This is a genomic window from Crocosphaera watsonii WH 8501 (assembly GCF_000167195.1).
GTDB classification, from domain to species: domain Bacteria; phylum Cyanobacteriota; class Cyanobacteriia; order Cyanobacteriales; family Microcystaceae; genus Crocosphaera; species Crocosphaera watsonii.
In genome coordinates this window covers 68027-88641 of record NZ_AADV02000004.1, presented here as the reverse complement: position 1 = coordinate 88641, position 20615 = coordinate 68027, and the positions used below count along the sequence as shown (strand labels likewise).

At 37.7% G+C, this 20615-nt stretch carries 15 protein-coding genes and 3 pseudogenes; 4 read left to right on the top strand and 14 right to left on the bottom strand.

Going from position 1 to position 20615, the window contains the following annotated elements:
* Positions 1 to 210: 210 nt before the first annotated feature.
* The 3 genes and pseudogenes from CWATDRAFT_RS09145 to CWATDRAFT_RS09130 all read right to left on the bottom strand — a co-directional run bounded on the left by CWATDRAFT_RS09145 (position 211) and on the right by CWATDRAFT_RS09130 (position 4427).
* Positions 211 to 1627 (bottom strand): annotated as a pseudogene (locus CWATDRAFT_RS09145) (group II intron reverse transcriptase/maturase).
* A 610-nt stretch (positions 1628 to 2237) separates the two neighbouring features.
* Positions 2238 to 3405: pseudogene (locus CWATDRAFT_RS09140) on the bottom strand (Glu/Leu/Phe/Val family dehydrogenase); the annotation flags it as partial.
* Between the two features lie 374 nt (positions 3406 to 3779).
* The gene (locus CWATDRAFT_RS09130; RefSeq protein WP_007304712.1) at positions 3780 to 4427 is read right to left on the bottom strand and encodes a phosphoribosylanthranilate isomerase; all 648 of its coding nucleotides are present in this window, start codon (positions 4425 to 4427) and stop codon (positions 3780 to 3782) included.
* Between the two features lie 248 nt (positions 4428 to 4675).
* On the opposite strand from CWATDRAFT_RS09130, the gene CWATDRAFT_RS09125 reads away from it, so the two are divergent.
* From CWATDRAFT_RS09125 to CWATDRAFT_RS09115, 3 genes are all read left to right on the top strand, one after another.
* Positions 4676 to 5158, top strand: a complete 483-nt coding sequence (locus CWATDRAFT_RS09125; protein ID WP_007304822.1) for an FHA domain-containing protein — start codon at positions 4676 to 4678, stop codon at positions 5156 to 5158.
* A 430-nt stretch (positions 5159 to 5588) separates the two neighbouring features.
* Complete coding sequence (locus CWATDRAFT_RS09120) at positions 5589 to 7958, top strand: ATP-dependent Clp protease ATP-binding subunit (protein ID WP_007304823.1); 2370 nt, start codon at positions 5589 to 5591, stop codon at positions 7956 to 7958.
* A 789-nt stretch (positions 7959 to 8747) separates the two neighbouring features.
* Positions 8748 to 10682 (top strand): alpha-amylase family glycosyl hydrolase, encoded by a 1935-nt coding sequence (locus CWATDRAFT_RS09115; RefSeq protein WP_007304824.1) that lies wholly within the window; start codon positions 8748 to 8750, stop codon positions 10680 to 10682.
* A gap of 134 nt (positions 10683 to 10816) precedes the next feature.
* Here the strand turns inward: CWATDRAFT_RS09115 and CWATDRAFT_RS09110 are convergent, their stop codons facing one another.
* The gene (locus CWATDRAFT_RS09110) at positions 10817 to 11248 is read right to left on the bottom strand and encodes a zinc-binding dehydrogenase (RefSeq protein WP_198138961.1); all 432 of its coding nucleotides are present in this window, start codon (positions 11246 to 11248) and stop codon (positions 10817 to 10819) included.
* Between the two features lie 110 nt (positions 11249 to 11358).
* Between CWATDRAFT_RS09110 and CWATDRAFT_RS09105 the strand changes: the two genes are divergently transcribed.
* Positions 11359 to 12984: an IS1634-like element ISCwa1 family transposase gene (locus CWATDRAFT_RS09105; RefSeq protein ID WP_007304825.1), complete on the top strand. Its 1626-nt coding sequence runs from the start codon at positions 11359 to 11361 to the stop codon at positions 12982 to 12984.
* Positions 12985 to 13200: 216 nt separating this feature from the next.
* On the opposite strand, the pseudogene CWATDRAFT_RS41700 reads toward CWATDRAFT_RS09105, so the two are convergent.
* From CWATDRAFT_RS41700 to CWATDRAFT_RS09060, 10 genes and pseudogenes are all read right to left on the bottom strand, one after another.
* Positions 13201 to 13308, bottom strand: a pseudogene (locus CWATDRAFT_RS41700) (pentapeptide repeat-containing protein); the annotation flags it as partial.
* Between the two features lie 25 nt (positions 13309 to 13333).
* Positions 13334 to 13567, bottom strand: a complete 234-nt coding sequence (locus tag CWATDRAFT_RS38405) for a hypothetical protein (protein WP_198138960.1) — start codon at positions 13565 to 13567, stop codon at positions 13334 to 13336.
* A gap of 859 nt (positions 13568 to 14426) precedes the next feature.
* On the bottom strand, positions 14427 to 14819 hold the full coding sequence (locus CWATDRAFT_RS09095) for a hypothetical protein (protein ID WP_007304711.1): 393 nt from the start codon (positions 14817 to 14819) through the stop codon (positions 14427 to 14429).
* A gap of 128 nt (positions 14820 to 14947) precedes the next feature.
* Positions 14948 to 15628 (bottom strand): PAP/fibrillin family protein, encoded by a 681-nt coding sequence (locus CWATDRAFT_RS09090; protein WP_007304710.1) that lies wholly within the window; start codon positions 15626 to 15628, stop codon positions 14948 to 14950.
* A 57-nt stretch (positions 15629 to 15685) separates the two neighbouring features.
* A complete protein-coding gene (gene rseP / locus CWATDRAFT_RS09085) occupies positions 15686 to 16777 on the bottom strand; it encodes an RIP metalloprotease RseP (protein ID WP_007304709.1) in 1092 nt (363 codons plus the stop codon).
* A gap of 132 nt (positions 16778 to 16909) precedes the next feature.
* Complete coding sequence (locus CWATDRAFT_RS09080) at positions 16910 to 17134, bottom strand: Calvin cycle protein CP12 (protein WP_007304708.1); 225 nt, start codon at positions 17132 to 17134, stop codon at positions 16910 to 16912.
* A gap of 73 nt (positions 17135 to 17207) precedes the next feature.
* Positions 17208 to 17729 (bottom strand): acetolactate synthase small subunit, encoded by a 522-nt coding sequence (gene ilvN, locus CWATDRAFT_RS09075; protein ID WP_007304707.1) that lies wholly within the window; start codon positions 17727 to 17729, stop codon positions 17208 to 17210.
* Positions 17730 to 17954: 225 nt separating this feature from the next.
* Positions 17955 to 18890, bottom strand: a complete 936-nt coding sequence (locus CWATDRAFT_RS09070) for a J domain-containing protein (protein ID WP_007304706.1) — start codon at positions 18888 to 18890, stop codon at positions 17955 to 17957.
* A 292-nt stretch (positions 18891 to 19182) separates the two neighbouring features.
* Positions 19183 to 20013, bottom strand: a complete 831-nt coding sequence (locus CWATDRAFT_RS09065) for an inositol monophosphatase family protein (RefSeq protein ID WP_007304705.1) — start codon at positions 20011 to 20013, stop codon at positions 19183 to 19185.
* A gap of 141 nt (positions 20014 to 20154) precedes the next feature.
* A complete protein-coding gene (locus CWATDRAFT_RS09060) occupies positions 20155 to 20523 on the bottom strand; it encodes a 2Fe-2S iron-sulfur cluster-binding protein (protein ID WP_007304704.1) in 369 nt (122 codons plus the stop codon).
* Positions 20524 to 20615: the final 92 nt, after the last annotated feature.

Below are 20615 nucleotides of genomic sequence, written 5' to 3'. Positions count from 1 at the left end.
TCAATGACTGGAACCATTGAGATAATAATCCCTAGTTCCTTTGGCATCTTATGCGTCCCCTAAACGGTTTAAGGCATGAATATAAGCTGCTGTTCTCATAGAAACCCCATTTTGTTGTGCGATAGAATTAGGGGTCGAAAAGGTAATCACTTACCTCTCCTCCCAGTCCGAACCGTACGTGAGACTTTCACCTCATACGGCTCTCGGCAATTAGTCCCTTGTCATGGGTACTGTTAATACGTCGTCTTTCCATTCATAGCCATTATCTAGCCAATCATAGAGATAATCATTTTTGCTTTTGACATCATGACAGTGACGATGTAGAGCTTGTAGATTGTTGAACTCATCCTTTCCACCTTTCGATTTAGGGATAATGTGGTCAACTTCTATCAAGTCATCAGGTGTAAAGTGTTGCTTACATTGAGGACATATACCTTTTTGTTTCTTTAAGAGTTTTGCTACTCTAGTTGGTGTCCCAGTATATGTACCCCTTCTTTTACTCCAATAGGTCCAATTTCCGTCATAGGGTGATGCTTCAGGCTTTACCAGTGTATGTCTCTTTATTTCCGTTTCGGCATGATGGTAGAGGATTGCTCCTGTTGTTTGGAAGGTCCAAAATCCGTGTTTTCCGTGTGAGAAATATTTTCTGAGAGCTTTAATCAATGGTGTCTTTTTCTTTTTCCTGCTAACTGTCCATGCTCTAAGCATCTCCCATAGTAAATAGTCTTCGGATGCGAACGTTACTTTGCTTGTTACAGTTCGGTAGTAGTTACACCATCCTCTTATAATGGGGTTTAATCTTGCGATTAGTGCTGATTGTGGGGCTTTCTTATGGGCTTTGATAACCTCTTTGATTGCCTCATGATGAGCTAGTATTTTCTTTTTGCTAGGTTTGATTAACGTTTTGAATCCAATTGTTGTGGAATTATTTCCCCCTGTTCTACCAGAGTGGTGTTCTCCTACAGGGTATGACCTGACATTGAATCCAAGAAACTCAAAACCTAGTTTAATGGTTTTTCCGTCATGTTCGATACTTTTTAAAGTATGTCTGATGGAGGTCTTTTCTGGTTTTAATTCCAGTCCGACTTTTTCTAACCATTGTGCAATCAGTTTTTTACATTGTAGAATAACGTCGTAGTCCTTATGAAGAACTACGAAATCATCGGCATAGCGAATGATTCTAGGTTTATAGTCCCATACGATAGTTCCATTTCCTTGGCGTTTTGTGCGAGGGAAGTAGTTTTCTACGTCTTTTATCATTCCGTGTAGTGCAATGTTTGCCAGTAATGGGCTTATTACACCGCCTTGAGGTGTACCTGAGTCGGTTTCCTCAAAGATGCCTTTGTCCATAACACCACATTAATCTTTGGTTAGGTCGTAGTGACTTTTTCCCATCAACGCCAGCCGTTTTCTTGCCTTGGTTGTCTTGGGTCACTTTGCGTATGGCTAAGAGCTTTGCATAGTGTGACTTTAATAGTAACTTCTGGAGCTTTTTAGCTTTGACTTTATTACCTGATTTAACAGCTTGAAATATTCTTTTTTGAAGCTTAAACACTTTTCTTTGGACTTTTGCCCAGTTTATAGTGTTCCATTCCGGCGTAGTCTTGGTTATACTCGCATTTGACATTTAACTACCTCTAGTAGAGACTATTTCATCTAATCCACCAGTAATACGTCGGCATATCCGTACTCGTTACAAGTAGGCGTTTGCTTCTTATTACTTCTCACATCCATGACCCTTGCGCTTAAGTTTGTTCCTACTTATCTACTCGACCAGTGATAAGAGCAGTCATGGACTTAATTCGTTCCGTTGGCTTGGGTATATCGGTTTTAGGTTTCATCTCTCCCCCAGGTTACTTTTCAGGAATCGGTGTGGATGTCACTCAGAAAACTCCACTTTTCACCATGTTCTTTTTGAACGCAGCCTATCAAACAGTTTTGGCTACTTCCAGGTCTTGAGGGTTCAAGTCAATGATTCAACGTAATGTTTAACCATGACCGATTGACTTGAGGATTTCTTGTGCTGTTTCATAGTGGTTATCCCCTTTTAACCCTGCTTCCATCCTGGTTTTACTAAGTCCAAAACGGAGGGTTATGTCGTTACTCTTAGGATTTTACTCCTTTGATTCCGAGTTTGGCTCCTTTAGCCAACAAACCAACAGTTATTCTGTTATAAAGGTACAGAACGGGCTACACACTTATACTTGGTACAAGCTTTCTAGCCCAACGAATCACACCCAAACTTCCTGGGCTTCACTCATCATTTTATCTCTCATTCGTTGATTAACTTCTGTCTTTGTCCAATATAAACCACTCCGATTTTGTACCCATTCAAAATAGCTAACTGTTACCCCTCCGGCGTTGACTAAAATATCAGGAAAGACATAGATTCCTTTCTCATCTAAAATCGTGTCAGCAGCAGAATTAATCGGACCATTAGCAACTTCAAAGATAAACTTTGCCCTGACATTATCTGCATTTTCCTCTGTTATTTGGTTTTCTAAAGCTGCCGGAATTAAAACATCTACATCTAACCCTAATAACTCCTCATTGGTGATACTTTGATGTTCACCAATATTGCAAACAGTATCTTGACAATAAATAGCTGCAATACCTTGATGTTCTTCTTTATAGTTACGAATACTAACAATATCTAATCCCTGTTCAGCATAAATTCCTCCTTTAGAATCACTAACTGCTACTACTTTGTAGCCAACTTTTCCTAATAATTCTGCTACCACTGCCCCTGCTTTTCCAAACCCTTGTACGGCAACAGTTGTCTTTTCTGGTATTAGTTCAAACTTAGGGAGTATGGTTTGAATCACATAATAAGCACCTGTTCCTGTTGCTGTATCTCTTCCTTGACTACCTCCCATAGTTTGGGGTTTACCAGTAACTACACCAGGACTTATTTTTCGTTGGATAATATTATATTGATCCATCATCCAACCCATGATCATTTGATTAGTATAGACATCCGGTGCAAGGATATCGATATCAGGGCCAATAAAGTCTGCGATCGCCTCAATATACCCCCGACTGAGCCTTTCTAGTTCTTGTTTGGAAAGTTCTTTCGGATTAAGGGTTATTCCCCCTTTTGCCCCCCCAAAGGGTAGGTTTAATAAAGCACATTTAAAAGTCATCCAAAAGGCTAAAGATTGCACCTCATCCATGGTAACATTGGGATGATATCGAACCCCACCTTTTCCGGGTCCTCTGGTGTCGTCATAACGCACTCGGTACCCTTGAAAAAATTCTTAATGAACCGTCATCCATCCTCACAGGAATAGAGACACTTAAACTGGTTTTAGGATATTTTAATCGTTCAATAGCATCCTCAGAAATTCTGGTATATCTTAAAGCTTTTTCCAGTCTTGTACTAGCATCGGCAAGTAATCCATTCATAATTTTTTATTCCTTATTTTTTAGCAACTTTTTCCAGGGAAATGTAGCAACTCTTAGGTGATATCCACTCTTAAATATACCTCCTTTTCCAATTATTCCCCCCTTAAAAAGGGGGGTTAGGGGGGATCTTAAGGGATCTCCTTTATCAAAAATCACCTTAGTTAATAAAAAGCAACAGACTCTCAACATTCCTTGGCTGACTAATAAAGGAACAAAATTCGGAAGTTAAGATTTAGAAACTGTTACTCTTGACCCAATCGACAAGTTATTTTAAGCAAAGAATTTCGCTTCTTAATTAAATTTTAAGATATTAAAAGAATAATGGTCAGCCCAACTTAGCAATTGTTCATTATTTGACGCTTTTCGTAACAAAGTTAATACTTATTTTTTGAGTGTACCTGGTTCAATTTGGTGAATAATTGAGCCACTTTACCTATCTCTTTATCTCCAGGCGATCGCTCAACTCCACTGGATAGGTCGATGCCATCCGGTGCTAAATTGTCAAGAGCTTGTAAAATATTGTTAGGGTTTAGTCCTCCTGCCAAAAACCAGGGACGATCGGGCTTAAAAGTGGCTAAAATATCCCAGTTTAAGGTTTTTCCGGTTCCCCCTAACTGTTGAGGATCATAAGCGTCTAAGAGTAAAGTATCGATGGCCTCCACATATTGAGGAATATTTTCCAAAGAGCCAACGGTTTTAATTCTAAAGGCTTTAATAATTTCTAAATGAGGCCATAATTGTTTAACCTGAGCGCAAAATTCCGGTGTTTCGTCTCCATGTAGTTGTATTGCTGTTAATTGCGCTACCTGTAGAACTCCTTTAATCTTTGTTAAACTGGGGTTGGCAAAAACCCCAATAAGGTCTATATTTGTTGGGATAACTCGAATAATTTCCTGAATTTGTTGAGAGTTGATATAGCGGGGCGATCGCTCAACACAGATAAAACCGAGAGCAGTTGCACCCAGTTCTGCGATCGCCTGTCCTTGTTGGACTTGAGTAATGCCACAAATCTTAACACGCATTTTTATGAACCCCCAATAATGGTTTTGTAATCATCTCTTGACAGTGAATGACGAATAATAATCAACAAATTTAACTGATAACTGTCCACTGCTCACTGATAATGGTATTACTCAATTTTTACAAGAAGTCTTGTCTAAGCTTAACAAGGATTTATTATAATAATAGGTTTAAATACTGTGTCATACTGTTTTTTGAGCCAGGCAATGAAAACTCAGTGGTGAAACACTCTCTATAAGCTAGAATTTCGGTGATTACTCTAACTTTACTGCATCCGACCAAAACCACTCCTGTCCAAAGTTGGACATTTAAAACAACAGCGACTATTCGTATTGGTCGTTCCACTGATAATGAAGTAGTTCTCTACAGTGCCGTGGTTTCCCGTCATCATTTAGAAATTCGCCACGAAAACAATCACTGGGAAATAGTTAACTTGGGAACCAATGGGACTTATATCGAAGAAAAATTAATTGAGCAAAAACAAGTCACCGATGGTATGACGATACGCTTGGCGAGTTCTGGACCGACAATTAAAATTTGTCTTTCTTCAGAAGATTCACCCATTAAGGGTCAACTTGCTCGAATGAATCAATCTAATTTACCCCCTCCTGTTCAAAAGAGACACCCATCGGCGCGCTGTAATCATAATTTTTCTCCTTGTTGCTTTGTTTTATCCCCCAATTTTTTTTACTCGCTATGGATGTTAATTACTAGATATATAGAATTTCTATAAGCATAAGTATCTCTGAAATTCAACCAAATTCTGACGAGCAATTAGTTATTACTTCGAGAACCTATTGTGATTAGTTTAACTGATTAATACCCTAAACATTGTGATCATAGTCCATCACCGCCGTGATCGTAATCACTGGCTTTTTGTTAACTTTATATAAGTGCTTTATTTTGCTTAAATTGTTGCGTATTCATAACTATGTAATTACCATATCTTAATATCAAAAAAAAATCAACAGCTAAGATTAGAAGAAATATTAATATTTTGCTCCCCTCTCTGCCCCGTCACCCAGTCTCTACTTAGGTTAGTGAGCATCCTGCTCACACTCCCCAAACTTAATTACGGCTATCCTCACTCCATTCCTGGCCAAAAAACGATACAGTATGAATTATAGTGTTAAGAAATGTAACAAACTGTCACCCAGAAACTTATGTTTGAGAATTTTACCGATAAAGCCATCAAAGCCATCATGTTGGCCCAAGAAGAGGCGCAGCGTATGGGACAAAACTTAGTGGGAACAGAACACCTATTATTAGGGTTACTGAGTCAAGGAAACTCTTTGTCTGCTAGGGTTTTACAAAGTATGGGCTTAAACTTAACAAGCACAAGACAAACCATCGAACGCTTAAGGGGTAAAGGTGCAGGGTTTAGCCCCAGTAATTTGCCATTTACTCCTACAGTCAAACAAACTTTAGAAAAATCCTTTGAAATAGCCAGTAAAGATAATAGTTTTGTCACCCCAGAATACATTTTGATGGTGCTGTTGAGTGATGCCAACACAGTAGCAGTAAAGGTTTTAATTTCTCAAGGTATTGATATTCAGGAGTTACGCACTACCCTGGTGAAAAAGTTAGGGGAAGAGGAACCTGTACCAGTGACCGCAGGGGAAAAATCCGCTCCATCCCCTAGTTTTTCCCAATCTAAGGCTACTTTGGAGCAGTTTGCTACGAATTTGAAACAAAAGGCTAGAGACGGGCAAATAGACCCAGTTGTAGGGCGATCGCAAGAAATTGAAAGGGTGATCCAAATTCTTGGCCGTCGTAGCAAGAATAATGCTGTATTGGTAGGGGAACCTGGGGTGGGTAAAACGGCGATCGCCGAAGGGTTAGCCCAACGGATCGTAGAGGGTGATATACCCGAAATTTTACAAGATAAGCAGGTATTCGCCCTGGATATGGGGTTATTAGTGGCAGGAACTCGCTTCCGTGGGGACTTTGAGGAAAGATTAAAATCAATTGTTAAACAAGTCAAAGAGTCTGGCAACATTATCCTGGTTATCGATGAAATACACACCTTAGTCGGTGCCGGAACTATGGGTGGGGTAATGGATGCCGGGAACCTCTTCAAACCTGCTTTAGCTAGGGGTGAATTACAATGTTTAGGAACAACTACCCTGGATGAATATCGTCAGCACATCGAAAAAGACGCAGCCTTAGAAAGACGCTTTCAACCAGTGATGGTAGGAGAACCCTCCGTAGAAGAAACCATAGAAATTTTACAGGGGTTATGTAAAGAATATGAAGCCCATCATCAAGTCAAGTTTTCCCCCAAAGCTTTAGAAGCGGCCGCCAATTTAGGAGATAGATATATCAGCGATCGCTTTTTACCAGATAAAGCTATTGATCTGATCGATGAGGCTGGATCTCGTATTCATTTACGGCATTCTTTACAAACAAAAATGCAGCCTTCTTTTGAAGCAGAAAATGAAGCCCCAGTTATTAATCCTGACTCTTTAATACCCGTGGTTGATGAAGAAGATATTGCTGAAATTGTCACCGCTTGGACTGGTGTTCCTGTTAATCAACTAACAGAAACCGAGTCAGAATCTTTGATGTATTTAGAGGATAATTTACACAAGAAGATTATTGGTCAAGATGCAGCCGTTGAAGCTGTTTCTCGTGCCATTCGTCGCGCCAGAATTGGTTTACAAAATCCTAAGCGTCCCATTGCTAGTTTCATTTTTGCGGGTCCCACCGGAGTAGGTAAAACTGAATTAACCAAGGCATTAGCTGAGTTTTTATTTGGTTCAAAAGATGCCATGATTCGTTTAGATATGTCGGAATATATGGAACCTCAGACAGTATCTAAATTAATTGGAACTGCCCCCGGTTTTGTGGGTTACGAAGAGGGTGGACAATTAACCGAAGCAGTTCGCCGTAAACCTTATAGTGTGGTTCTCTTTGATGAGATCGAAAAAGCTCATCCTGATGTCTTTAATTTACTCTTGCAACTGTTAGAAGATGGACGGTTAACCGATAGTAAAGGACGGACGGTTGATTTTAGAAACACTTTAGTTATTATGACTTCTAACCTTGGCTCAAAAGTAATTGAGAAAGGGGGTTATAACTTCGGTTTTGAAACAGAAAATGATGATGACAATGTTAACTATAAACGTATTCAAGAAGCGGTGAATGATGAGTTAAAACAGTATTTCCGCCCTGAATTTTTGAACCGTTTGGATGAAATGATTGTTTTCCGTCAACTAACTAAATCTGAGGTGACAGAAATTGCTGATATTTTATTAGCAGAAGTTGCTCAACAATTGCACGAACAACGGCAAATCACTTTAACAGTTAGCGATGATTTCAAAGCTTTAGTAGCTGAAGAAGGCTACGATCCTAGTTACGGTGCAAGACCTTTACGCCGTGCGATTATGAGACGCTTAGAAGATAGTTTAGCTGAGTCAATTTTAGCTGGCAATATTCAGGATGGTGACACTATATTAGTGGATGTTTCTGAAGATAAGCAAGTAACAATTGAACCTGTTTTCCAAACTAATTATGCTTATGTTGAGGGTTAGATGATTGTTTTAAAAATCTTGAATATATAATTAATAATGCACCATGTTTTCTCTATAAATATGGTGCTTTTTTTATAATTAAATTGTAATATAAATTAATTACAATTTAATTACAATCACTGGTCGCCATTTTAGTTAGGTGGGCAACCGATACATATTCTAGATATACTGAATTAAATTATTACTTTGCCCACCCTACAATTCGTTTGAATTTATAATAATTATTTGCTCTCCCCTATTTATGGTGATCAGGAAATGTTATCCTATCGTAGGGTGGGTTAGGTGCGGATTTAATTTTGATAAAAACATCATAAGTTTTTATCTGCACCGTAACCCACCAGTTTAAATATGTAGTCTGTTATATTTTTTACATCACACTGTCGGGAGAGCAAATCTATTTTTTTATACCAATTTACTAAAGTAGGGGTTAACGGCCGTTAACCCCTACACATCCCCTACAATATAAAAATCTGTAGTCTCAGTTGATGAAAATAGTATTACAATCATTAGTCGCTATTTTATCTAGGTGGGCAACATCTCTATATTCTAGATACACTGACTTCAATTCTAATTTTGCCCATCCTACAATTCGTCTGACTTAATAATAATTATTAAACTAGCAAAATCTATTTTTTGATAATCATTAGTCGCCATTTTATCTAGGTGGGCAACATCTCTATATTCTGGATACACTGACTGAAATTCTAACTTTGCCCACCCTACAAGTTTCTACAATTTTCACAATTAATGTAAACTGTATAAATATTTACAAATAAAATTATAATCCCCGTGACACAACAATCCATCGAAACCATCAAGCGAGATTACCCTTATCAATATTTCGGGGCCCATCCTAGTCAGAATGAAACTATATTCCGAGTCTATGCACCTCGTGCAACAAGGGTTAGTCTCTTGCGTGAAGGGAACGGATGGGATTGTTTTGCCGAGACAATGACCAAAAATGATGAGGGAGTTTGGGAGATCACTATTCCTGAAAATCTCACTTGGAAGGAGTATAAGTACTATATTGAGAATCATAGTGATTATCTAGGCCAACCTTACGAAATGTCTCGTATTGACCCGTTTAGTCCTCAGTTGGCAGTCACTTGGGGAAACGATGACACCCGTAATTTTAATAGTATTGTCGGCGATCGCAACTATTTTAACTGGAGTCATAAGCATATTGATCTGCCCCATGAACCGATGAGCATTTACGAAATGCACCTATCTACCTTTCATGATGGCAACTATCGCGACATTGCCCATAAAATTGTTGGTCATTTGGGTTATATGGGTTTTACCCATGTGCAAATTATGCCCCCATTTCAAACCCCTATCCATCAATCTTGGGGATATTTGGTAGGTTGTCCTTACGCTATTTATGAACGTCACGGAACGGTAGACGACTTCAAATATTTAGTTAACCACTGCCATGCTCACGGTATTGGGGTTATTGTCGATGTTCCTTTAGGGTTTGGGGTACAAGACTGGGACTGTGGCCTAGCAAACTACGACGGCACGGATCTCTATCATCATTCTGGGTCAAAAGGTTGGAATAATCAATGGAATAGTCGTATTTATAATGTGGGGGATGTTTATGTTCAAAATTATCTCATCGGACTTTGTACTTATCTGTATCACGAGTTAGGGGTTGATGGGGCCCGTATTGATGCTGTCGCTGCTCAAATCTTTTTCGACTACGATCGCGGTTTTTGGGACTGGCCCAAAAATGATCGTGAACAGGTGGACTCAGAAAACTGGGATCTCTTTAACGGTTTAGGAGGCGATCGCTATTTTGAGGAGCGAGGATATTGGTTATCTGAGGCGGTAGATTTTGCTGGAATGCGTTTTTTAAAGGACTTACACGCCCGTTTACAGCATACTGCACCTAAATTTATTACCATTGCGGAGGAGTCACGACGGGTATTCCCTAGATTAGCTTGTCCCGTGCATGAAGGGGGACTAGGTTTTACTTACGCCCAAAATATGGGGGAAATGCACCGAGTCCGCAGTTATTTACAAATTCCCATAGAACAGCGTTTAATTGAACATATCGAGATTCTTATCCACAATAACAGTGCGGAAACTATGGTTAACGCCATGAATACCCACGATGAGTGTGCTAATGGTAAGGTACGACTAATCACAGAATTGGGGAATCATGTTCCTTTGATTGGTTTAGCGGCACTTTGTTGGTTTCGTCCCGGCGCACCCATGATTTTTCAGGGGGATGAGTTTGGAGAAGAGGGTTATTTTGATGTTTTTCAGGGGGTTGACTGGTCAAAAACTGGGGACTATGCAGCTATTCATCAACAACAAATTTCTAACAATTTTCACGATCTTAATCAGCTTCTTCGTAATGAACCGGCCTTAGCTCGTCATAACATCCATTCTATGATTCGTAATGGTTCTAATAATGAGCGAAAATGGTTTAGTTTTATCCGATGGGGTAGCGATGTTGGTTTTGATTCTGATAAGTGGGAAGATCACAAGGATGATATTATTTTTGTGCGTAACGAAACTCCTTATCAAGTTGAGTGTAATGTAGAGATTTATGTGCCGGTAGTTGGAGAATACAAGGTTATTTATAATTCTATTGATCAGCGTTATATTGGTTCTCAACACTACAACCAACACGATCCTTATTGGACGATTCATAGTTCAGGACAATTCCTTTATTTTGATGTTCATCCCTTTCAAAATATTGCTTTTAAATTGAAATGATATGATAGCAACCTGTAGGGGTTAACGGCCGTTAACCCCTACAACATTAAAGTGAATGCGATCGCACCAAGGCGTAATAATGGAAAAATTGATATTGCCATTAATAACGTCGGCTTGATGCCCCTTTCAATGGGTTAGTTTTCCACAACTACCTTGCCTATCGCTTGTCGGCTTTCCAAACGAGCATATGCCTGTGCGACTTGTTCAAGGGAATATTTTTCTTCATCAAGTACAGGCCTTAGTCCACCTGACTCGACAATCTGACTTAAATTACGAAGGATTTCCCCATGTTTTTCTCTTTTGAAATTGTGCAGCATTGGAATGAGCATAAACACGACATGTAAAGACAACCCTTTGAAGTGGGCTAACGTCAAATCTAGCTCACACATCGAAACAGTTGATGCAACTTGACCATTAAGTGCTGCTGCTTCAAATGAATTAAGCATGTTGGCACCCCCAACAGAATCGAAGACCAGGTCAAAACCTGTCCCGTCTGTGTGTTTTGAAACGTACTGTTCAACTGATTCCGTCTTATAGCCCAGATTCCGCACTTCAAAAAGTAGCATTAAATACTACAAGCCTGGGGTTAATAATTAAGTATAATTGCTTAAGCTCTTGAAGACAAAAAAGTGGGATAATTGCTTAAGTTGTTTCCTCTGTAAAAAAAGAGCGAAAAATGTCTTATTTAGAAGAAATACAAGTTAAAAATTTAGACCATTTAGGGATAGTAGCTGGTTTAATTGATGAAATAGGAATAGTCAAAATAATTAATAATAAATTAGGAATAGATGTTAGAGAAAAAATCTCAGCAGGTACAGTAGTTAAGTCTATTTTAATCAATGGACTAGGATTTGTTTCAAGACCTCTATATTTATTCAGTCAGTTTTTTCAAGATAAAGCCATTGAGAAATTGTTAGGAGAAAGAATTAAACCTGATTACCTTAATGATGATAAAATTGGGAGAGTAATGGATGAATTATATAAATATGGACTAAATGATATTTTTATTGAAGTAGTTTTAGAAGTAATTAAAAAATTTAAAATAGACCTTAAATACTCCCATTTAGATTCCACATCATTTCATTTAGATGGAGAATATAAAAGGGAAGAAGATAAAGAGAAACAGGAAGAAGAAAAAATTATTAAAGAAAGACCAATTTTTATTAAGAAAGGATATTCTCGGGATCATAGACCAGACTTAAAACAATGTGTCTTGGATTTAATAACAAGCCAAGATGGAGATATTCCATTATTTGTGAGAGCAGGAGATGGAAATGAATCTGATAAAGCTGTATTTGGAAAAGTTTTAGTAGAATTCAAAAAGCAAATAAAGTTTGATAGTATCATGGTTTGTGATAGTGCTTTATATGGTCAAGAAAATCTCCAACTAATCCAACATTTAAAATGGATAACGAGAGTTCCAATGACCATAAAAAAAGCAAAAGAATTAGTGCAAAATATAGAGGTGGAAGAAGTAAAAGATGAAGATAAAGAAAAAAGAAGTGACCTAAATTTAGAAAGTTATACCTGGAAAGAAGAAATTGTTACTTATGGTGGAATCAAGCAAACTTGGTTAATAGTCTTGAGTGAAAAAAGACAGAAAAGTGATTTGGAAAAACTAGAAAAACAACTTTCCCAAGAAGAGAAGAAATCCCAAAAATTTCTTAAAGAAATACAATCTGAAGAATTTGAACATCCTCAAGCTGCTCGATATAAATTAAAAGCTATTAATAAAAAATTGAGATTGTTGGAAATAAAAGAAGTTGAACTGATTGAAACTTACTCGAAAAAAAAGGAAAAGATTTATAAAATGATTAGTCTGATCATCAAAAAAGATGAAGAGATAAGTAGAAAGACTAAAGAAGCAGGAAAATTTATTTTAGCAACTAACTTAGTAGAGGAAAATAAATTAGAAGCTAGTGAAATTCTGATAACTTATAAAAACCAGCAATCTACGGAAAGAGGATTTCGATTTTTGAAAGATCCCTTATTTTTTACTGATAGTTTCTTCGTTGAAAAACCAGAAAGAATAGAAACAATGTTATTTTTAATGTCTTTGTGTTTGTTGATTTATAACTTGGGGCAAAGAGAATTAAGAAATTGTTTAAAAAGAGTCAAAAAAGGAATAAATAATCAAGTAGGGAAAGTAACATTGCGTCCGACTTTGAGGTGGATATTTCAATGTTTTAAAGGTATTCATTATGTGATTTTAAACGGAGTTAAACAAATTGTCAATTTAACAGAAGAAAGGCGTTTTATATTGAGTTTATTACCTGCATCTTGTCAAAGATATTATCTATAAATTGAATTGGATAAAGCAAAAATAATAAAAGAATAAGAGTCTAATGATATCAAATGAGAAGAGGAAACTCTCCTTCGTTTGTGCTGAGTCTTACTAAGTTTTCAATGAGTATAAATCTTCTTAATTTGATTATTTTTCCTAAAAATTTAATGAAAAGAGAAATATTCTTGCCCAGGTATGATTTTCGGACTTTTTGAAACTATGTATTTTTTTATACTACATTTTGAAGTGCGGAATCTGGGCTTTAATGAGGTAGGCTTTAATGAGGTTGGCGTAACTGAGGTTGGCGTTACTGAGGTTGGCGTTACTGAGGTTGGCGTTACTGAGGTTGGCGTTACTGAGGTTGGCGTTACTGAGGTCGGCGAAACTGAGGTTGCGTTACTGAGGTCGGCGAAACTGAGGTTGGCGTTACTGAGGTCGGCTTTAATATTGACTTTAAAAATTCCTTATTTTCCTTCTTATTAACCGCTTCAGCTAAAGCAAAAATCTTCTCACTCGCTTCCACTCCTCCCTTAACCGTCTCACTCCAATTAACATCATTATCCGCATTAAATATCCCCCAAATACGTCGCCAAAAACTCATAAAATGCTCCTTTTTTAGCCATTATTTGATGATACACCGAAACCATCCCTATGGGTTTAACACTGTGTTTTACCCTTACCCCCATCATTCATAATCAAAACTTATCAAAAAACAGAATAACTTAGAAAATAAAAAATTTTGAGCTTGTTTACATAACGAAATGTGTGAGAATTACTTGCAATAAGCAACGAGTTTACTGGGTTGTGGTATGATCGTAGAGACTGATAATCGAGGGAAGGTTTATCTCAAAAAAAATAGCTCAATTTATCCCCTATCTCTCGTTCCCAATATTTGACTAACTGCTGAAAATAACCTCAACTTACCCATTAACCCTCAAGATTTTGAACTTCTGTACTAAGACAAAGTAAACGAATGTAAAGCTGCTCTTGAAAGAAACATATAAATATGGTAGTGGTGCAATCCAAAAACAATTTTTCTCTAACTGATTAGAATGTTTGGCGTTTGGGTACTGTTTTATTTCTTTTTTTCCTTTCCCCAAAAAGGTAGGTTATAAGCGCACACCTTTTACATCATTCTTAGAATACCATGTCAAGTCAATCAAAAGCAAGCATTTTTAACATTAATTTATCATCAGTCTTGCCTAACTATTGCCTGGAGTAGATATAGCACTACGCATTATGGTGTTTGATGTTGACAAAGTTGCACAACCCCGTAGGCAGATGCACTGCCCACCTTACAGTGATGTCCTAACTAATTTTTGTAGTGCTATAACTGGTTAACCTGTGTTTCTAATGTTGGAAATCCATTGTCCATTGTCCATTGTCCATTGTCCATTATTGAAAGCGCGTAGCAACATCCGCGCTTGATTCCAGGGTGTTTTAACCCCTGGAGAACTCAATTACATGGATAATTGATCAACAGACTGACTATTAGCTATAGTTTCCTGGGGTTGATTAGACTTGAGGAAGACGTATAAGTTAGGGATCATGTAACCTTTTCTTTCAAAACTAATCATTTTAGTTTCTTTAACCCCATATTCTTGCTCAATACTGTTTAGAGCTTCATATAAAACCTCTCCTGTAGGATCGCCTTTAACCTCTGGATCGGGATGGAAAAAGTAACCGTAGTTGGGTTCAACAATGGCTATATTGGCTTGACGATCAACTTTAACGAAGTAATCTTGCTCTTCAATACGGGATTGGGCTAAGTTTCTTAAATTTAAACCTAAAATGGTTAGATTTGTAATGGCAAAGGCAAGTACAAGGATTGGTGCAATAACTTTTTTTAACATAATTGGTTTATTAATTTGATTAAAGTATCACGGACTTACTGTCCGTAGTTCTTATTTCTTATTATAACTCAATAAAACTTAATGATAAAGATAAATAACTCCTACCGAGATTCCTTCTCACCCAGAAATCAGATCACTGGTAACTGCTCACTGATCACTGTAGGTAATTTTGTATTATCTGACTTGGATAAGATGTAGATCCCGCCATCTCCTCCCCTACCGATGCGTAAAGTTTCATCCAGATAGGTAATATCAAAAACTGGTACTCTTCCTTTAGGATTGCGGGCTGGTACAATTTTGAAAGGATTTAACTTAGGGGTTGTTACTCCGGCAATTTTATCGATAGCCAAATAACGTTTTTTGAAGTCGATATTCAATCGTTTATCAGGGAGTGGGGAACTATTTTCTTTCGCTGATTCAAAAGTGGCAGTAATGAGAACATATCCTGATATTAATCCTAAGCGATGTTTAACAAAAGCCTGATTAAAGAAAGATTGAGTTTTCAGATCAATAACTTGATAAACCGAGCCAACTTTTAAGCCATATTTCAACTTGCTTAAGGAACGAATTTCCCTGGAAGTTGAGTATTGCAAGTGCCAAATTCCATCGAGAACGTCTACCGCATAACGTAGGGGAAATAAATGAGGGTTTTGGCCTTCTAGTTTTTCGGTTAATCCCCCAATTTCTTTGATGGTCTCTTTTTCTAAGTTAACATCAGTAATTGGAGAGCCAAAATTAACATCTGTAGCAGTTTTAAGCTCTCCAATTTTGTCTAGCAGTTCCTGTTTTAATTTCGCTTTGTCTTCCAAAATTTCAACCCATCCCTACTAATTAATTTTCCTGATGTTTCCTGTTTAAACTTTTATCTACAGTCCAATTTGTTGAATCAACTCTTGAACCACTGCCAAGTTAACCGTGTCACGAATGATAATAAAGATAGCCAAACTGAGTAATAAAACCAAACCTGTTTGCATAATTCCTTCTTGAAGTTTTAGGGGTAAAGGTTTACCAAATAATCCTTCTATAATAAGGAATACCAATTGTCCACCATCTAATGCCGGTAAAGGTAAGGTATTAATAACAGCCAAATTTATGCTAATTAAAGCACCAAACTGAAACAAGTTACCTGCATTATTTTGAGCAATGCTCGCACCATATTCGACGATTTTAACAGGGCCGGCAACCTGTTGGGCATTTTCTTGAAAATTACTAATTAATTGCCAAAATCCTTGTAGGGTTAATACGGTTACATTTTGATAAGCTTCTGCACCGTAGCTGAAAGCTTGGAGGAAATTTTGAGCGCGGTTTAATCGAACATTGGGTAATAATCCAACTCCAATTTTCCCCTCTCCTTGTTCATTACTTTGGGGAATTACAGTTAAATTTACAATCTGTTCTTCTCGTTTAACTTCTAACTCCAAAGGTTGCTCAGCAGCGTTTTTAACCTTATCAATAAAGACGGTGGTTGCTTCAGGAAAGCTGCCTAAAGATTGATTATCCACGGAGAGGACGATGTCCCCTGATTTCATTCCTGCCACCATAGCTGCGGAATTTTCATCTACTTGAGGGATCATTAAACCAGGTTGTAAATCTTGAACTCCTACGGTGGCTGTTTGTCCTACCAAGAGAAAATAGGCAAAAATAAGATTAGCGATGACTCCAGCACTAATAACGATTGCACGGTCAAAAATAGGTCTATTTCGCAGTAAATCTGGGTCATCAGGGGCAATATCGCTTTCAGGATCGTCATCGGGAATAGCGCAAAGGACAAATCCTCCTAAGGGAATAGCGCAAAGGGTGTACTCTGTTTCTTTGCCTTCGTATCGAGCCAAAACAGGTCCAAAACCGATGGAAAAGCGGGTTACATGGATTCCTTGTAACCTAGCTGCCGAAAAGTGACCCAACTCATGAACAAAAATCAATATAACTAAAACTGAGATTGCCGCCAGAACTGACATAATAAATTAAAGGGTTATCAAATATTGAACAAATTTTTTGGTAAGAAAGCAGTGAAAATTATTGGGTATCTCCACTGCTAGGAATTTTAGGTTAGTTTAAGGGACAGTGGCCTGATAAAAGCCCTATTTTCCCTAATCTTCGTAAACTCGACATTCAACGGCATCAGGATTATCATCACAATATTGTTGAAAACCGGTTTTGGGGGTTTCTTTTTCCCTTTGATGAGAAGCTTCTGCTTGAAGTTCTTCTACTGCATCCCAAGCTGCAGCACAGTCTCCAGAGCTTGCTCCCTCGGTACTACAAACGTTTCTAGCTTCTTCTGTTTCTTTTTTGATTTGTTCGTTAATGTTGCTCATAATTGCTAATCTCTTAAACACTCCTATTGATTATAGTTCATAGGGATGGTTTAACCTCTACTGTGGCAAATTATTAGCTTACTTTAGCCTGTAGGGACTTCAGATATTCTGTATTAACTCCAGATTCACGGGTTAAGGCAATTTTTCCGGTGCGGGCTACTTCTCGAATGCCAAACTTGCTTAACATTTTCATAATGGCGACCATTTTCCCAGGATCACCCACAACTTCTATGGTAACGGTATCATCGGAAATATCGACAATTCTGGCGCGGAAAACCTGAGCGACTTCTAACACTTCAGCGCGGTTAGCCGCACTCACATTGACCTTCAATAGCATCAATTCCCTTTCCACGCAAGGGGTTTGGGTGATGTCGTTAACCTTAAGAACGTTAATCAATTTGTAGAGTTGTTTAGTTAACTGTTCAATGGAGTTATCATCTCCAGGTACTACCATGGTAATACGGGATATTCCTGGTTGTTCGGCAGGCCCAACTGCTAGACTCTCAATATTAAACCCACGACGGGCAAATAAACCAGCAATACGGGTTAAAACACCTGCTTCATCTTCAACTAAGACAGAAAGGGTATGTTTCATAGTTTTTGTTTCAATCTTCGAAAATTATCTCGGTTAGGGGTTCGGGTTGAGAGCAGAGGATGGACTAGGGGAATAGCCATTTACCAATGGATAATTGAACCCATCTTCATCTTAAGCTAACTTGCTCCTGTTACAATTATGAAAATTCTATAGAAAATCTCTAGATTTTTAAAACTAAAACTTACAGTGAGTATAAAAATGAAATCTAAATTATCCATTCATTATTTATTTTTTCCGGCCAAATAAACCAAAAAACCCTCTTCCTTGTGGTTTGTCAGAGGATTTTGACTGCCCGGATTCAGGAAGAACTTTATCTAAAGCCAGTTTTGCTTTAATGACAATGGGACCTTGGGGACTGACTTTTCTGGCTTTATTAATATGAATTTTAGCCATTGTTAATTGTTCTTGTTTCAGATAAGCTAACCCTAATAAACCGTGACACTTGCCATTATTGGGATCTTGTTTGAGAATCTCTCTTAATTCAACAATTGCCTGAGAAAGATTATTACGTTCCATATCCTGCTCAGCACGTTTTAAGGCATTCTTAATCCCTGATTTATTATCGCTTTTTCTCGTTTCTTCTTTAGTTTTTTCCTGTTTTGAAGGTGAGGATTTTTTTGCTTTAGGTTTCGGTTCAGGTTTTGGCTGGGGTTTGGGTTTTGCTTTTTGTTTAACTTTCTCTCCTTGAGAAAGCATTAAATAAATTAAATTTAATTCACTAATTTGTGCAGTAATAACAAAAACATCGTCTAAGTTATCATATTGTTGATTAACTAAAGGTCCTAAAAGTCTATGATAAGTCAATTCTCGATCTTGGCTAGTTTGTAGAAGTTTCTGCGCCTCATCTGTGGCGATAGTAATACTGCTTAATTCATCGGCTAAATTTTGTCCCATTTGGGATAATACTAATTTGTATTCCTGACGATAACGATCTTTTGATAATGTTTCGTATGCCGGATTAACTAACTTTGATAAAATTTTGGTAGCTAGTTTTTGTTCTTGCTCTGTCTTACCATGAAAAGTATCAGGATGGAGAATATAAGCTATTTTTAAGTATCGCTGACGAATCTGCCGAGAATCAGCGTTAATGGGTACTCCCAAAATAGCATAGTGATCGGTTATATCATATTTAAAAAGTCCTTGTTCTATAGGAAAAGACATAAATTTAGTCGCTTATTTTTAAGATTATATTCTCTATTTCCAGAGGATTATTCTGCCATATAACAGTACAACTTAAGAGTTGGTTTTTAGATTTATGACATCATTTTTGTGGTGCTTTCAACAGTGCATTTTAGCTCAAGTTGATAGATATTTTGTTCAATTATATCAATATCAAGCTGCTTTAATGTTTTTGACAAGGTTCCACTGCTCAAGGTTCTGTCCTCTGATCATAGCATTTTCTTGGGGGGTTCGTTAATTTGTCAAGCCATAGTTTCACAAAAGTCTGATTTTTTTAAGCGTAAAACGCTTTTAACCATGATAATGCTTCTGCCAATGCTTGACTCAAACTATGATGAATCTTTCCATTAGTAGCTAATAAACGTCCTGACTCTAATTTTAGGGGACTTTCATCATAGGCAGTCACTTTGCCCCCTGCTTCCTCTAAAATGATGATTCCTGCTGCTATATCCCAGGGACTCAACCCTCTTTCCCAATAACCGTCTAATCTTCCACAGGCCACATTGGCAATATCTAAAGAAGCCGATCCCCCTCTCCGCACTCCTTGAGTAAGATGGGTTAAATAACAAAATTCTGGATAGTTAGTGTCTTTGGTTTCTCGGCGATCGTAAGCAAACCCTGTTACTAATAAACTGTTGCTTAACTGGTCGGTTTGTGATACCTTGATGGGACGATAATTGAGTGTAGCCCCTAGTCCTTTTGCTCCTCGAAATAACTCTCTATTAAAAGGATTATATACTGCACCTACAATGGGTTTTTCTTGCCACAATAAACCCACAGAAACCGCTGAAGCAGGATAACCATGAGCATAGTTAGTGGTTCCATCTAAGGGATCAATCACCCATAAGTAATCACTATCATTATCTCCTATCTTCCCTGATTCTTCAGCTAAAATTTGATGGTTGGATACTCTCTTTTTTAGGATATTTAAGACCGTAGCTTCGGCTTTTTTATCCGCTTCTGTAACGAGATCCCCTGGACGACCTTTTTCTTCAATTTTCTCTAACTTATCGACCAAATCCTCTAAAATAACTCCAGCAGTCATGGCTGCTTCTGTGGCAACATCTAGAAATATTTGTAATTCTTTTTTATCTGGTAAGTTCATAAAGATTTTTAGGATTGAGGGTGCTATCTTTATTATTCCCCATAATTGAACAATTGGAAATACTGTCTAGAATTTTAGCAATTTTTTGGGGCTTAATCATATTAAGCCCCTACGGTATTTTAATCTGTAAACTCTGAAGATTTAATCATCGTCTATGGGGAATCCTAATTTAACTTTTCCCTTACCAAAGTAGCGTCCAAATTGTAGTTCATACACTTCATCTTCGTCTTGGGTTTCTACTTCTAAGTCTGATTGAGCATAACTAACACATAACAGAGCATAACCTTTTTTTCTCAGTTCAGGGGACAAGCCTACTGCTTCGGGTTGGTCAACTTCTCCTGATAAAATACGTACAGCACAAGCGGTACAAGCTCCATTACGGCAGGAAAAAGGGAGTTCATGCCCTTGAGCTTCTGCACTATGAAGGATGTAGCGATCATCAGGCACTTCTAGGTTATATTCTCGATTAACTTGACGATGACGAATGCGAATGGTGTGATAACAACTCATGAGGCAATTTTGGAGTGATTAATTCTTATTATAAACTTTTTTTCAAGGATTGAACCAAAAATTATTTAATTGAACATTTATCAATTTTGGTT

What these genes read in the sequence shown, in the direction of transcription:
- CWATDRAFT_RS09130 (WP_007304712.1), bottom strand. Translation starts at nt 4,427, where the DNA reads ATGCGTGTTAAGATTTGTGGCATTACTCAAGTCCAACAAGGACAGGCG.
- CWATDRAFT_RS09120 (WP_007304823.1), top strand. Translation starts at nt 5,589, where the DNA reads ATGTTTGAGAATTTTACCGATAAAGCCATCAAAGCCATCATGTTGGCC.
- CWATDRAFT_RS09110 (WP_198138961.1), bottom strand. Translation starts at nt 11,248, where the DNA reads ATGCTACTTTTTGAAGTGCGGAATCTGGGCTATAAGACGGAATCAGTT.
- CWATDRAFT_RS09105 (WP_007304825.1), top strand. Translation starts at nt 11,359, where the DNA reads ATGTCTTATTTAGAAGAAATACAAGTTAAAAATTTAGACCATTTAGGG.
- CWATDRAFT_RS38405 (WP_198138960.1), bottom strand. Translation starts at nt 13,567, where the DNA reads ATGAGTTTTTGGCGACGTATTTGGGGGATATTTAATGCGGATAATGAT.
- CWATDRAFT_RS09095 (WP_007304711.1), bottom strand. Translation starts at nt 14,819, where the DNA reads ATGTTAAAAAAAGTTATTGCACCAATCCTTGTACTTGCCTTTGCCATT.
- rseP (WP_007304709.1), bottom strand. Translation starts at nt 16,777, where the DNA reads ATGTCAGTTCTGGCGGCAATCTCAGTTTTAGTTATATTGATTTTTGTT.
- CWATDRAFT_RS09080 (WP_007304708.1), bottom strand. Translation starts at nt 17,134, where the DNA reads ATGAGCAACATTAACGAACAAATCAAAAAAGAAACAGAAGAAGCTAGA.
- ilvN (WP_007304707.1), bottom strand. Translation starts at nt 17,729, where the DNA reads ATGAAACATACCCTTTCTGTCTTAGTTGAAGATGAAGCAGGTGTTTTA.
- CWATDRAFT_RS09070 (WP_007304706.1), bottom strand. Translation starts at nt 18,890, where the DNA reads ATGTCTTTTCCTATAGAACAAGGACTTTTTAAATATGATATAACCGAT.
- CWATDRAFT_RS09065 (WP_007304705.1), bottom strand. Translation starts at nt 20,013, where the DNA reads ATGAACTTACCAGATAAAAAAGAATTACAAATATTTCTAGATGTTGCC.
- CWATDRAFT_RS09060 (WP_007304704.1), bottom strand. Translation starts at nt 20,523, where the DNA reads ATGAGTTGTTATCACACCATTCGCATTCGTCATCGTCAAGTTAATCGA.